This window comes from Pseudomonas sp. GW-45 (genome assembly GCF_056896675.1).
In genome coordinates this window covers 544,462-557,583 of record NZ_CM167674.1, presented here as the reverse complement: position 1 = coordinate 557,583, position 13,122 = coordinate 544,462, and the positions used below count along the sequence as shown (strand labels likewise).

Genomic DNA, 13,122 nt, shown 5'->3' with positions numbered 1-13,122 from the left:
ATCATCAAGATGGAGAATGCGATTTTACGCCAATGGGAGAACACAGAAGGCTTTCCTAGGCCACCTTCACATCAATAATTTCGACATCAAATGTGATGATTTTACCGGCCAGCGGATGGTTGAAATCGACCTCAACCACCGTTTCATGGATGGTTTTGACGACGCCCGGCAATTCACCGCCAGCGGCATCTTGAAAGATCACCAGCAGGCCTTCTTCTAACTCCATTTCATCAAACTGATCGCGCGAGATGTTCTGCAGATTTTGCGGGTTGCCCGGGCCAAAACCCCGTTCAGGTTCGATCTCAAAACTGCGTTTATCGCCGGCCTTTAGACCAAACAGCGCCTGTTCAAACCCGGGCAGTAAACTACCATCACCTACTTTAAAGGTAGCTGGCTGCTTATCTAGAGTAGTGTCGACGACGTCGCCGTTGGGCAATTTCAGCGTGAAATGCAGGGTAACCAAGGTGTCGTGGTTGATGCGCAGATCAGTCATTTGGGTATCTCAGTATTGATTTTAGCGTGTCGTGCTGAATTTTACGGGCGACCTGCATTTAAGCAGACCAGATTAAACATTCTGTCAGTGACTTAGCAAAACCTAGTCATTTCTGGCTCTCAATACTGGAGCAACAGCATGAGCGAGCGGGTGTCTGCTTACAAAGCATCCTAGGCAGGAAGGCCAGGGGACGTACGAACTGCACACTCGCGCTACCTTGCATCACCCACCAACGGCGCTACTGGCTAAGGCGCTGGTCGAGATGGAACTCGACCTTCCAGAAGCAGCTGGTAGCGTTTCTAGTTTTCAGTTTTCTTCTTACCGACAAACATATCCAGAATTAGCAGCGCAGCGCCAACGGTAATCGCGCTATCGGCAATGTTGAACGCGGGGAAGAACCACCTTTGTTGCCAGTGCACCAGAATAAAATCAACCACGTGGCCTAGTACCACGCGGTCATACAGATTTCCCAACGCGCCGCCGAGAATGAGTGCAAGAGCGATAGCTTCCAGGCGTTTGCTGCGGTCCAGCCGTGACAACCAAACACACAGCACGACACTCACCACCACGGCAATCGCTGCAAACAGCCAACGCTGCCAGCCAGCGGCGTCTGCCAGAAAGCTAAAAGCAGCGCCCGTGTTGTAAGCCAGGGTAAAGCTGAACAGATCAGCTATGACCGGCACTTGCTGGTACATTTCCAGGTTGCTTACCGCGACCCATTTGGTCAACTGATCCAGAGCGATAATTAGCAGCGACAGCCAAAGCCACGCCAGACTGCCTTTTTTGGCCTCAGGCATGCTGACGAACCTCACCAGCGCCTTCGATGTTGTCTACGCAGCGGCTACAGATCTCAGGATGTGCGGCATGCGTGCCCACGTCGGCGCGGAAGTGCCAGCAGCGCGCGCATTTGGTTTCAGTTGATTTAAGAATACGCAGCTTGAGGCCAGGCAGCTCAGTCTCGACCGCATCGGCACCAGCCTCTGCCAAGGGCGCCAAGGCCGCCTGGGAAGTGATCAACACGAAGCGTAGCTCATCGCCCAGCTTCGCCAGCTGCTCGCTCAAGGCCGGCTCCACAAAGAGGGTGACTTCTGCCTCAAGGTTGCCGCGAATGGCTTTGGCGCTTCGCAGGTTCTCTAGTTCTTTATTGACCGCTTCTTTAACACCCATCACGGTGTTCCAAAATTCGCGACCTAAGGCTTGATCCGCTGGCAGTTCAGCCAGCCCGTCATACCAAGCATTCAGCATCACCGAATCGTTATGCTCGCCTGGCAGGTACTGCCACAGCTCTTCTGCCGTGAACGAGAGTACCGGTGCGATCCAGCGCACCAGCGCTTCGGCAATGTGATACAACGCGGTCTGGCAGGAGCGCCGCGCAACACTGTTGGCCTGCGTGGTGTATTGGCGATCCTTGATGATATCCAGATAGAAGCCGCCCAATTCCTGCACACAGAAGTTATGCACTTTTTGGTAGACGTTCCAAAACTTGTAGGTGTCGTAAGCCTCGACGATTTCCGCCTGCAGCAAACGCGCCCGATCAACCGCCCAACGGTCCAAATCCAGCATCTGCTCTGGCGGCAGAGCGTCGACCTTGGGATCGAAGCCATTCAGGTTCGACAGCAGGAAGCGTGCGGTATTACGGATACGGCGATAAGCATCGGCACTGCGCTGCAGGATCTGGTCAGATACCGCCATCTCACCTGAGTAGTCACTGGAGCAAACCCACAGACGCAGAATGTCAGCGCCGAGCGTGTCGTTAACCTTCTGCGGAGCGATAGTATTGCCCAATGATTTGGACATCTTGCGGCCGTTCTCATCGACAGTAAAACCGTGCGTGAGCAAACCGCGATAAGGCGCATGACCATCAATCGCACAACCCGTCAGCAGAGACGAATGGAACCAACCACGATGCTGATCCGAGCCTTCCAAATACAGGTCAGCCAACGGGCCCTGAGCATGCCCCATAGGGTTTGAGCCGCGCATCACGTGCCAATGGGTGGTTCCGGAATCAAACCAGACATCCAGCGTATCGCTGATTTTATCGTACTGCGCTGCTTCATCACCCAGCAGCTCGCTGGCGTCCATATCAAACCAGGCATCGATACCGCCCTGCTCTACTTTCTGAGCAACTTGCTCAATTAGCTCGATGGTGCGCGGGTGCAGGTCACCGCTTTCCTTATGCAGGAAGAAAGGGATCGGCACGCCCCAGTTTCGCTGACGCGAGATACACCAGTCTGGGCGACCGGCAATCATATTATGCAGGCGCTGCTTGCCCCACGCAGGTACGAAATCAGTCTGCTCAATCGCGTTAAGTGAGCGTTCACGCAGAGTTTCGCCGCCCGCGACGGGAATATCCATGCCGACGAACCATTGCGCCGTTGCGCGATAGATCAGGGGCGTTTTGTGACGCCAGCAATGCATATAACTGTGCTGGATACTCTCATGCTTGAGCAACGCACCCACTTCTTCAAGCTTGGTGACGATGGCCGGGTTGGCCTTCCAGATAAACTGGCCACCAAAAAATGGCAGATCGGTTACATAGACGCCGTTGCTTTGGACCGGGCTGAAGATATCGTCATTGGTCATGCCGTAGCGCTTACAGGTGCGGAAGTCATCCTCACCATAGGCGGGGGCTGAGTGCACCACGCCGGTACCGGCGTCCAGTTCAACGTAGTCAGCCAAATAAATCGGTGACAGGCGGTCGTAGAACGGATGACGGAAGTTGATCATTTCCAGCGTCGCGCCTTCAGCGGTAGCCACAACCTTGCCTTCCAGACCATAACGAGCCAGGCAATCTGCAACCAGGTCTTCAGCTAGCAGCAACAGCCGCTCGCCGGTATCAACCAGCGCATAGGTGAATTCCGGATGCACGTTCAGCGCCTGGTTGGCAGGAATGGTCCACGGTGTGGTAGTCCAGATCACAATGGCCGCTGGCTTAGGCAATGTTGCCAAACCAAAGGCTGTCGCTAACTTGTCTGCATCTTCTACCGCAAATGCAACGTCGATAGCCTCTGACTTCTTATCCTGATACTCAACTTCGGCTTCAGCCAGCGCCGAGCCGCAATCAAAACACCAGTTGACCGGCTTCAATCCCTTGAAGACAACACCCTGCTCAACCATTTTACCCAACGCACGAATCTCGCCAGCTTCATTGGCGTAGTTCATGGTCAGGTAAGGGTTATCCCAATCACCCAGTACGCCGAGGCGAATAAAATCAGCCTTCTGCAAGGCGACCTGCTCGGTGGCGTAGGCGCGGCTAAGCTCACGCACCTTGTCCGCGGGTAAATGCTTGCCGTGGGTCGTCTCGATTTTGTGCTCAATCGGCAGACCATGACAGTCCCAGCCGGGCACGTAGGGCGCATCAAAGCCGGATAACGTCTTAGAGCGGACGATCATGTCTTTAATGATTTTGTTCAGCGCGTGGCCAATGTGAATCACCCCGTTGGCGTAGGGGGGGCCATCGTGCAGGATGAATTGCGGGCGACCCTGGCTGACTTCACGGATACGCTGGTATAAACCATCAAGGCGCTTGAGGGTCTCCGGCTCGCGGTTTGGCAACCCCGCTTTCATCGGAAAATCCGTGGCGGGCAGGTTCAGTGTCGCTTTGTAATCAGTCATCTAGATTCAGGCTCTTTTAAGTTCACAGGCCCCATTGGGCCCTGGCCGCGGCAAAATCAGCCTTGATTGCCGCCTGCAATGCATCCAGCGAGTCGAAGCGTTGCTCCTCTCGCAATTTTTCGTGAAATACGACATCCAACCGACGACCATAAAGATCGCCATCAAAATCGAAAAGATGGACTTCCAGGTGCGCTTTGCCGTCACTCTTCACCGTCGGCCGCTTACCGATGTTGGCAACGCCTTTTTGCAGAACACCATCTAACTCGACGCTCACGCGGTAAACGCCATGCAAAGGAGGATTAACACGCTTCAATTGAACGTTCGCGGTGGGTGCGCCAATGGTGCGGCCAAGTTGTTGGCCGTAGAGCACACGCCCAGCGATACTGAATGGCCGCCCCAGCAGCCGCTCGGCCAATGCAAAGTCACCCTCTGCCAACACTTGCCGCAAGCGGGTACTACTAATGCGTTCGCCGCTTTCGGCAACGGTGTTGGCCGCCTCGACAGTGAAGCCATGTTGCTCACCGCTACTTTGCAGGAAAGCAAAATCGCCGGAGCGATCACAACCAAAGCGGAAGTCGTCACCGACCTCCAAGTGCTGGACACCCAACCCCTCAATAAGCACTTGCTGCACGAACTGCTCGGCGCTTAGCTCACGCAAGCGTCGATTGAAGGCCAAGCACAATACTCGGTCAACGCCCTGTGCTTGCAGCAACGCCAGTTTCTCACGCAAGCGCGTCAGACGCGGCGGAGCCGCATCGGGGGCGAAGTACTCGCGTGGTTGGGGTTCGAAAATAACCACGCAACCGGGCAGGCCGAGACGTTCAGAGTGCGCCTGCAACCTGGACAGAATCGCCTGGTGGCCAGCATGCACGCCGTCGAAGTTGCCGATTGTTGCGACACAGCCCCGATGCCGGGGCCGCAGATTATGTAGACCGCGGACCAGTTCCATAATGCTCGTTAGTGGTGAATCAGTCGAAACCCTGGAGTATACAGGTTTGCGACTACCAACGTCATTCCCGCTGTGGCCGAAGACGCTTACGGGCAGTCACCTCTGACGACAGCGCCATAGCATTTGACAGGGGCCTCGTAACAGCATCTGCGCAAGCACCCAGGCCGCTGGCCAAAATGGAACCCAACCTTCCACAGCGCCAATGGTTTTTTGGAGGGTCGAGTTCCATCTCGACCAACAGACCAACCGACAGCTCAGTTTATTTCTGAACACCAGAGTGGCAAGCGCCCGCGGCGTTACCTACGCCAGCAGCAGGGGACTTCAGCTATGCCGAAGCTCACGCAAGCGCAAACCACCGACGACCAGAACCAGTAGGTATGCGCCCATACCCGCACCAACCAGGAGGGTCATTTCCCACACCTTGCGCTGCCACCCCCAAACCAGCCAGTCCTGCGTAGGCGGCGCTAACCACAACAAGACCAGCGCCATGGCCGTGCAAGCCGCCAGCAGACGCAGGCTAAACTTCAACCAGCCTGGCTGCGCCTGGAAAACACCTGCCTTACGCAGCCCCCACCACAACAAGCCCGCATTCAGCAAAGCGGATACCGACGTCGCCAACGCAAGCCCTACATGTGCCAGAGGCCAGATAAAGATCAGATTGAGAGCCATATTGGTAATCATGCAGATGATCGCGATCTTGACCGGCGTTTTGGTATCTTGCCGAGCGAAATACCCAGGCGCCAATACCTTAATCAGCATGAACGTCATCACCCCGACGGAATAGGCTCGCAGGGCAGCCGCAGCCTGAAACACGTCCTGGTCGGTCATGGCTCCGTAATGGAACAACGAAGCGATCATCGGCTCCGCCAATAACAGCAACGCGATGGCCGCAGGCACGCCGACCAGGAGCACCATGCGCACTGCCCAGTCCAGTGTCCGGGCAAACGCCCGCGGATCCTCTGCAGAATGTTGGCGAGACAACGCAGGCAAAATCACCGTCCCTATCGCTATACCAAATGCCCCCAACGGCAACTCAGAGAGGCGATCAGCGTAATACAGCCAGGAAATGCTGCCGGTCTGCAGGAAAGACGCCAGTACCGTATCGAGCAACAAGTTGATCTGACTAACCGAGACTCCGAACAGCGCGGGGATCATCAACGTCATGATGCGTTTGACGCCCGGGTCTTTGCGATTCGGGCGCGGTGTCGGCAACAACTTGATCTGCGCGAGAAAAGGCAGCTGGAACAGCAATTGAGCCACGCCCGCGACAAATACACCCCAAGCGAGCGCCATGATCGGCCGGTCAAAGTAAGGCGTAAAACAAACGGTTGCGCCAATCATGCAGACGTTCAGCAGCACCGGGGTAAAAGCCGGCACCGCAAAACGGCCATAGCTATTGAGAATCGAGCCACAGAGTGCGGTTAACGAGATCAGAAAAAGGTAAGGAAAGGTAATACGCAACATGTCGGTAGCCAGTTCAAGCTTACCGTCGTCGTCATGAAACCCCGGCGCAAACAACATGACCAGCACTGGCGCACCCACCACGCCCAACGCCGTGATGGACGCCAGCGTTAACCCGAGGGTGCCTGTTACCCGATCCACCAACTGCTTTACTTCAGCCAGAGGGCGCCTGGTGCGATACTCCGACAACACGGGCACAAAAGCCTGCGCAAAGGCGCCCTCGGCAAATAAACGGCGCAGAAAGTTAGGTATTTTGAACGCTATAAAAAAGGCATCGGCTTCAGATTGAGAGCCAAAATAGGCGGCGACTACCACATCACGCACCATACCTAGCACACGAGAAAGCAGGGTCATTACGCTGACAACCATGCCGGACCGCAGCAGGCTAGGCGCCTTAGGCGGCGGGGTATCAGTAGGCAAAGGTTGAGACATTGATATGTGCGCCGAGAAAAGTCGCCATAATAACGCTCTACCCTTAGCTTTGTCAGGTGCCGCAAGCGCAACCGCCAACAACTAAATAGAGGTACGCAGGCCACTTTGTCTGTATACTCTGCGCACCGCGTCAACCGTCGACGAACCTTTGCTGATACATAGCAAATCCGTCTATCGGTTTTCTACAGCCCTCTTGACATTAACCCGTCCCGGCTGCATAGTACGCGGCCTTATTTGTACCTAATTCATCCCGATTTTCTGAGGAGCACGACGGTGGCCAACTCACCTCAAGCCAAGAAACGCGCCAAGCAGGCCGAGAAGCGCCGCAATAACAATGCAAGCATGCGCTCCATGGTCCGTACTTATATCAAGAACGTGGTTAAGGCTATCGACGCCAAAGACCTCGAACAAGCCAAGACTGCCTACACTGCAGCTGTACCGGTCATTGACCGCATGGCTGACAAAGGCATCATCGCCAAGAATAAGGCCGCTCGCCATAAGAGCCGTCTGAACGCACACATCAAGGCAATGGCTGAAGCCGCCTGATCTGCGATTCTTGCAATAAAAAAACCGGCCTTGAGCCGGTTTTTTTATGTCTTGCGTATTGCCTCAAGCTCAGCAGTAGAGCCAAGCCTTAACAGATTCATCGACAAACCCGATTTGGTTTTTCCCTGGGAGGGTCGAGTTCCATCTCGACCATGGACGTCAAAAGCAACACCGCTGGACGAGATGGAACTCGTCCTTCCCAGCAGGACAAACCAGCCTGCGCACCATCCGGGGCTATCGAGCTATATGTAACGCCGCAGAGAAAGCCAAGAGCCACTGCCCCCACGAATCAAACCAGTACCAGATTATCCTTGTGTATCAACTCAGGATCATCGATATAACCCAGAATCCGCGCTATCGACTCGGTCGGCTTACCGAGGATACGAGCTGCATCCTGAGCGCCATAATTAACCAGACCTCGAGCAATCTCGCGCCCATCCGGAGCCACACAAACAACCATTTCGCCGCGCCGAAAACCGCCCTCTACAGCAATAACGCCAACCGGCAGCAAACTTCGCCTTCCCGTAGTTAGAGCTCTCACTGCACCTTCATCCAACAACAATCGACCACGGGTTTGCAAATGACCGGCCAACCACTGCTTGCGCGCGGCCAACATGCCCCGTTCTGGCAACAGTAGCGTGCCCAGCGCCTCACCTTGGTACAGGCGCGACACCACCCGATCAATACGCCCGCCGACAATCACCGTCGCCGCACCGGAGCGCGCCGCCAAACGTGCAGCACGCAGCTTGGTCTGCATACCGCCACGTCCCAGTGCTCCCGCACTGCCGCCCGCCATAGCATCCAACACAGGGTCGTCTGCCATAGCTTCTGATATCAGCTCAGCCTGGGGATTGTGGCGGGGATCGGAGGTATACAGACCATCTTTGTCGGTCAAAATCACCAACAAATCAGCTTCGACCAGATTGGTAACCAAGGCACCTAAAGTGTCGTTATCACCAAAGCGAATCTCATCAGTCACCACGGTATCGTTTTCATTGATAACCGGAATAACATTCAAATCAATCAGCGCGCGCAGAGTGCTACGAGCATTCAGGTAACGCTTGCGATCAGACAGGTCGTCGTGGGTTAGCAATACCTGGGCGGTAGACAGGCCATGCGCCTGAAAACTAGACTCCCACGCTTGCACCAAACCCATCTGGCCGATGGCTGCAGCTGCTTGCATGTCATGCGTGGTTTTGGGCCGCTCAGTCCAACCAAGACGACTCATGCCCGCCGCCACCGCGCCAGAGGACACTATTACCAGCTCAGCACCGCTAGCACGCAGGGCCGCGAGTTGCTCGACCCAAACCGCCATAGCGGTCCGATCAAGGCCACGACCATCGCCCGTCAACAAGGCGCTACCAATCTTGACCACCCAGCGACGGGCTCCGGTTACCTTTTCACGCATGCTGATTCGATTCCATCAACAGATTGCCCAAGTTAAAACCAGGCCTGACTACAGACAGCCAGACCTCAAACGTTGCCGATCCAGCGAATCAATGGACGTAAAAAATCTCTGGACCATCTTCATCATCGCCTTCGTCATCGTCATCGTCGCCTTCATCTTCACCATCAACGACAATACCCTGCTTGCGCAGCGCTCGACGATCATCCAGCGCCTGGATGTGCGATCGCGCCTCGTCTTCGATCTGTTGATCCAGGGCAGCCACTTCAGCAGCATACTCTTCATCATCTTCAATCAGACGCACGCGCTCATCCAGCCAATTCATCACAGCCTTGGCCAGCTCTGCAGTACCCTGACGCTCGGAGGCGGAGATCACAAACACCGGACCTTCCCACTCAAGGCGCTCAACCACATCATCCAGCACTGCCTGCTGCTCATCTTCCAGCAACTGATCACACTTATTCAGCACCAGCCACCGCTCACGCATGGTCAAAGCAGGACTGAACTTACCTAGCTCGTGGACGATGGTTTCCACCGACTCAACAGGGTCGGCTTGATCCAAGGGCGCCATATCAACCAGGTGCAACAACAGACGCGTACGCGAAAGGTGCTTCAAGAAACGCGTGCCAAGGCCCGCACCCTCAGCAGCACCCTCAATAACACCCGGAATGTCAGCGACCACAAAGCTGCGCAACTGCCCCACATCCACTACGCCCAAGTTCGGCACCATAGTCGTAAAGGGATAGTCAGCCACTTTTGGCTTGGCCGCAGATACCGAACGAATAAAGGTGCTTTTGCCGGCATTCGGCAGACCCAACAGGCCTACGTCTGCCAGTACTTTCAGCTCCATCTTCAGGTCGCGCAATTCGCCAAGCGAACCGTTGGAGGTTTGCCGCGGGGCACGGTTAACGCTGGACTTGAAGCGCGTATTACCCAGACCATGAAAACCACCCTGCGCTACCAGCAAACGCTGGCCCGCCTCGGTAAGGTCACCAATGATCTCTTGGGTACCGGCATCAATCACGGTAGTACCGACCGGCACCAGCAGCACCATATCTTCGCCCTTGGCACCCGTGCAGTCGCTGCCGCGCCCGTTTTCACCGCGCTGCGCATTAAAGCGGCGGGTATAACGGTAATCGACCAGAGTATTCCAGTTAGCGTCGGCCTCCAGAAAAATGGAACCGCCGTCGCCACCGTCACCGCCGTCCGGCCCACCCTTAGGGATGAACTTTTCACGGCGAAAACTCATGCAACCATTACCACCATCACCGGCCTTGACCGTGATGGACACTTCATCAACGAATTTCATCTATCTCCCCTTCCCTATCGGGACGGGCTAATGGAAAGAGTACGCTACAAACAAAAAAGCCCCGTCGCAAGACGGGGCTTTTCAGTAGTAAAGAGCTATCAGGCGGTTACGACATTAACGTAACGACGACCGAACTTGCCTTTAACTTCGAATTTCACCACGCCTTCAGCTTTGGCGAACAAGGTGTGATCCTTGCCCATGCCAACGTTCTTGCCAGGGTGGAACTCAGTGCCACGCTGACGAACAATGATGTTACCCGGAATGATGGCTTGGCCACCGTACATTTTTACACCAAGGCGTTTCGATTCGGAATCGCGACCGTTGCGCGTGGAACCGCCTGCTTTTTTGTGTGCCATGAGTCTATATCTCCTGAATCAGCTTAGGCAGAGATGCCAGTAATCTTGATTTCGGTGTACCACTGACGGTGGCCCTGACGCTTCATGTGGTGCTTACGACGACGGAACTTGATGATGCGGATCTTATCGCCACGACCATGAGCGCGGATCTCGGCAGTCACTTTAGCGCCCTCAACAACAGGAGCACCAATCTTGACGTCATCGCCATCTGCAACCAACAGAACTCGATCAAACTCGATGCTGGCACCAGTTTCAACTTCCAGCTTCTCTACTTTCAGGTACTCACCTTCAACGACTTTGTACTGCTTGCCGCCGGTAACAATAACTGCGTACATGTTGCTTTCTCCGTAATCCTGCTCACCCAGCGCTTGATTAGAATCGTTAGTGGCTGGCATGGCTGCAAGTGGCTCCGCCTATCGGACCCGACCTTGCCATTGTTAAAACAGGGATGCTGTATCTCAGGGGCGAGGATTGTACGCAAGCCAACCGCTTTGCGCAAGCCTCGGTCAAGCCTGATAGACTGCGCTTTTCTTGACACTAATAGGCCTGCCACCTAGCATGCCGCGGAACCTTTTCAGGAAGTCTGCAACCGATGACCACCCTGCCATTCTACGCACCGGTATCCGATGATTTTGATGCGGTGAACAAGCTTATCCTTGAGCAGCTGCATTCCCGCGTTCCGCTGGTAGAGAAGATCGGCCACTATATTATCAGTGCCGGCGGAAAACGCCTGCGGCCGCTGGTCGTTTTGCTCAGTGCGCGCGCATGCGGGATGAGTGATCCGCGCCAGCACAGCCTAGCCGCTATCATCGAGTTTTTGCATACGGCCACCTTGTTACATGACGACGTAGTGGACACATCTGACCTGCGCCGCGGACGCTCTACCGCCAATGCCCTGTGGGGTAACGCACCCAGCGTACTGGTCGGCGACTTTCTATATTCGCGCGCCTTTGAAATGATGGTTGCGCTAGGCGACATGCAGATCATGCGCATCCTGGCCAATGCCACCAACGTGATAGCTGAAGGCGAAGTCCTGCAACTATCTAAAGTGCGTGACGCCAACACCGATGAAACTACCTACATGGAAGTCATCCGCAGCAAGACTGCCATGCTGTTTGAAGCGGCTTGCCATACTGCAGGCGTATTGGCTAACGCCAATCCCGAGCAAACCGAAGCCCTTCGCCAATACGGCAACGCCTTGGGTATCGCCTTTCAGCTTATGGACGATCTGCTCGACTACAGCGGCGATGCGGCCGAGATGGGCAAGAACGTAGGGGATGATTTAGCAGAGGGCAAACCAACGCTACCGCTGATTTACACCATGCGACATGGCACCCCTGAACAAGCGCAGCTCGTACGTAACGCCATTCAGAAAGGCGGTAGCGATCAGATTGAACCCATTCGCGAGGCCGTAGCGGCATCTGGCGCACTTGATTACACCGCGCGCTTGGCACGCGAGCAGGCGGACGAAGCTGTACGTTTACTGCAAGCATTGCCGGCATCCGAGTATCGCGACTCGATGGAACAGCTTGCCCGCTTTGCGGTGGATCGCAGTTTCTGAGCGTAGCTTTTAGCTCAAGCCCAACCGGCCCGGAATGGAAATGCGGAACGTTATCTAGGCCAGCGATACAGCTTTTTGTAAGGTAGACCCCCACCTCTACCAGCGACATCAAAAGAGCGCAGCGGAGGGTATGTGCCAGGGATAGGCATCTCATATCGCCGGTTAACGCGCTGGTCGAGATGGAACTCGACCTTCCACTAACCCCATGCAGACACCTAGCGGCGCGCACGCAACTTCAGAGATTCCGCTAATTGGAAGGTCGTGTTCCATCTCGACCAGCGGTAGCGAAAATCGCACCCGAGATAAAGATAAAACACCCCCTTCCCGCGCAAACCATGTAGCCCGCTCTACCACAGCAGGCCCACAGTCGAAGTTACAGTACCTTCAGCAGCTCAATATCAAACATCAACGCGCTATGCGGCGGAATACTGTTACCTGCGCCGCGCTCGCCATACGCCAGCTCGGACGGGATAAACAAGCGCCACTTGGCCCCTTCCTGCATCAGTTGCAGCGCCTCGGTCCAACCCGCAATCACGCCACCCACTGGAAACTCAGTCGGCTGGCCACGCTTGTAGGAGCTATCGAAGACCTCACCGGAAATCAGCTGACCTTCATAATGAGTCTGAACCGTAGAGCTGGCATCTGGTGTAGCACCGGTACCGGCAGTCAGTACTTCGTACTGCAGACCTGACGCCAGAGTTACCACGCCGTCACGCTTGGCATTTTCAGCCAAAAAGTCAACGCCACCCTGTGCCGCCGCCTTGGCAGACTCTTGAGCAACTGCGCGCATCTTTTCCTGCAATTGCTGGAATGCCGCTTGCAACTCAGCCTCATCAACCTGGCTAGGCTGCTGGCTGTAAGCATCGCGCAAACCGGCCGCAACCAGATCCAGCGTCAAGTCAGGAATGTTGCTGCTCAGCAACTGCTCGCCCATCTGGCGGCCAATGCCGTAGCTGACGCGTTGCTCATCGTTCTCAAATGCATTGCTCATAAGC

Annotated in this window: 12 protein-coding genes; 2 read left to right on the top strand and 10 right to left on the bottom strand. The window is 55.4% G+C overall.

What is annotated here, in order from left to right; all coding sequences use genetic code 11:
* Positions 1–55: 55 nt before the first annotated feature.
* The 5 genes from fkpB to murJ all read right to left on the bottom strand — a co-directional run bounded on the left by fkpB (position 56) and on the right by murJ (position 6,950).
* Complete coding sequence (gene fkpB, locus AC1XYH_RS02505) at positions 56–493, bottom strand: FKBP-type peptidyl-prolyl cis-trans isomerase (protein WP_483325090.1); 438 nt, start codon at positions 491–493, stop codon at positions 56–58.
* A 299-nt stretch (positions 494–792) separates the two neighbouring features.
* Complete coding sequence (gene lspA / locus AC1XYH_RS02500; protein ID WP_483325089.1) at positions 793–1,290, bottom strand: signal peptidase II; 498 nt, start codon at positions 1,288–1,290, stop codon at positions 793–795.
* Complete coding sequence (gene ileS / locus AC1XYH_RS02495) at positions 1,283–4,108, bottom strand: isoleucine--tRNA ligase (protein WP_483325088.1); 2,826 nt, start codon at positions 4,106–4,108, stop codon at positions 1,283–1,285. Before ileS ends, lspA begins: the two co-directional genes overlap by 8 nt.
* Before the next feature lie 22 nt (positions 4,109–4,130).
* Positions 4,131–5,057, bottom strand: coding sequence for a bifunctional riboflavin kinase/FAD synthetase (ribF, locus tag AC1XYH_RS02490; protein ID WP_483325087.1), 927 nt, complete (start codon positions 5,055–5,057; stop codon positions 4,131–4,133).
* A 321-nt stretch (positions 5,058–5,378) separates the two neighbouring features.
* Positions 5,379–6,950: a murein biosynthesis integral membrane protein MurJ gene (gene murJ / locus AC1XYH_RS02485; protein WP_483325086.1), complete on the bottom strand. Its 1,572-nt coding sequence runs from the start codon at positions 6,948–6,950 to the stop codon at positions 5,379–5,381.
* 273 nt (positions 6,951–7,223) lie between these two features.
* Here murJ and rpsT point away from each other — a divergent pair, with 273 nt between their 5' ends.
* A complete protein-coding gene (rpsT, locus tag AC1XYH_RS02480; RefSeq protein WP_483325085.1) occupies positions 7,224–7,496 on the top strand; it encodes a 30S ribosomal protein S20 in 273 nt (90 codons plus the stop codon).
* A gap of 289 nt (positions 7,497–7,785) precedes the next feature.
* On the opposite strand, the gene proB is transcribed toward rpsT, so the two are convergent.
* The 4 genes from proB to rplU all read right to left on the bottom strand — a co-directional run bounded on the left by proB (position 7,786) and on the right by rplU (position 10,901).
* Entirely contained in the window at positions 7,786–8,904 is a 1,119-nt protein-coding gene (gene proB, locus AC1XYH_RS02475) for a glutamate 5-kinase (RefSeq protein ID WP_483325084.1), read from the bottom strand.
* Positions 8,905–8,992: 88 nt separating this feature from the next.
* Positions 8,993–10,210, bottom strand: a complete 1,218-nt coding sequence (cgtA, locus tag AC1XYH_RS02470) for an Obg family GTPase CgtA (protein ID WP_483325083.1) — start codon at positions 10,208–10,210, stop codon at positions 8,993–8,995.
* Positions 10,211–10,308: 98 nt separating this feature from the next.
* Complete coding sequence (rpmA, locus tag AC1XYH_RS02465; protein ID WP_092285498.1) at positions 10,309–10,566, bottom strand: 50S ribosomal protein L27; 258 nt, start codon at positions 10,564–10,566, stop codon at positions 10,309–10,311.
* 23 nt (positions 10,567–10,589) lie between these two features.
* Positions 10,590–10,901: a 50S ribosomal protein L21 gene (gene rplU, locus AC1XYH_RS02460; RefSeq protein WP_483326286.1), complete on the bottom strand. Its 312-nt coding sequence runs from the start codon at positions 10,899–10,901 to the stop codon at positions 10,590–10,592.
* 257 nt (positions 10,902–11,158) lie between these two features.
* Here rplU and ispB point away from each other — a divergent pair, with 257 nt between their 5' ends.
* On the top strand, positions 11,159–12,127 hold the full coding sequence (gene ispB, locus AC1XYH_RS02455; RefSeq protein WP_483325082.1) for an octaprenyl diphosphate synthase: 969 nt from the start codon (positions 11,159–11,161) through the stop codon (positions 12,125–12,127).
* 373 nt (positions 12,128–12,500) lie between these two features.
* Here ispB and bamJ read toward each other — a convergent pair whose 3' ends face one another.
* Positions 12,501–13,118: a BamJ family beta-barrel-assembly machinery protein gene (gene bamJ / locus AC1XYH_RS02450; protein WP_483325081.1), complete on the bottom strand. Its 618-nt coding sequence runs from the start codon at positions 13,116–13,118 to the stop codon at positions 12,501–12,503.
* Positions 13,119–13,122 lie beyond the last annotated feature (4 nt).

Coding starts and splice junctions, on each gene's coding strand:
- fkpB (WP_483325090.1), bottom strand. CDS start 493: ATGACTGATCTGCGCATCAACCACGACACCTTGGTTACCCTGCATTTC.
- lspA (WP_483325089.1), bottom strand. CDS start 1,290: ATGCCTGAGGCCAAAAAAGGCAGTCTGGCGTGGCTTTGGCTGTCGCTG.
- ileS (WP_483325088.1), bottom strand. CDS start 4,108: ATGACTGATTACAAAGCGACACTGAACCTGCCCGCCACGGATTTTCCG.
- ribF (WP_483325087.1), bottom strand. CDS start 5,057: ATGGAACTGGTCCGCGGTCTACATAATCTGCGGCCCCGGCATCGGGGC.
- murJ (WP_483325086.1), bottom strand. CDS start 6,950: ATGTCTCAACCTTTGCCTACTGATACCCCGCCGCCTAAGGCGCCTAGC.
- proB (WP_483325084.1), bottom strand. CDS start 8,904: ATGCGTGAAAAGGTAACCGGAGCCCGTCGCTGGGTGGTCAAGATTGGT.
- cgtA (WP_483325083.1), bottom strand. CDS start 10,210: ATGAAATTCGTTGATGAAGTGTCCATCACGGTCAAGGCCGGTGATGGT.
- rpmA (WP_092285498.1), bottom strand. CDS start 10,566: ATGGCACACAAAAAAGCAGGCGGTTCCACGCGCAACGGTCGCGATTCC.
- rplU (WP_483326286.1), bottom strand. CDS start 10,901: ATGTACGCAGTTATTGTTACCGGCGGCAAGCAGTACAAAGTCGTTGAA.
- ispB (WP_483325082.1), top strand. CDS start 11,159: ATGACCACCCTGCCATTCTACGCACCGGTATCCGATGATTTTGATGCG.
- bamJ (WP_483325081.1), bottom strand. CDS start 13,118: ATGAGCAATGCATTTGAGAACGATGAGCAACGCGTCAGCTACGGCATT.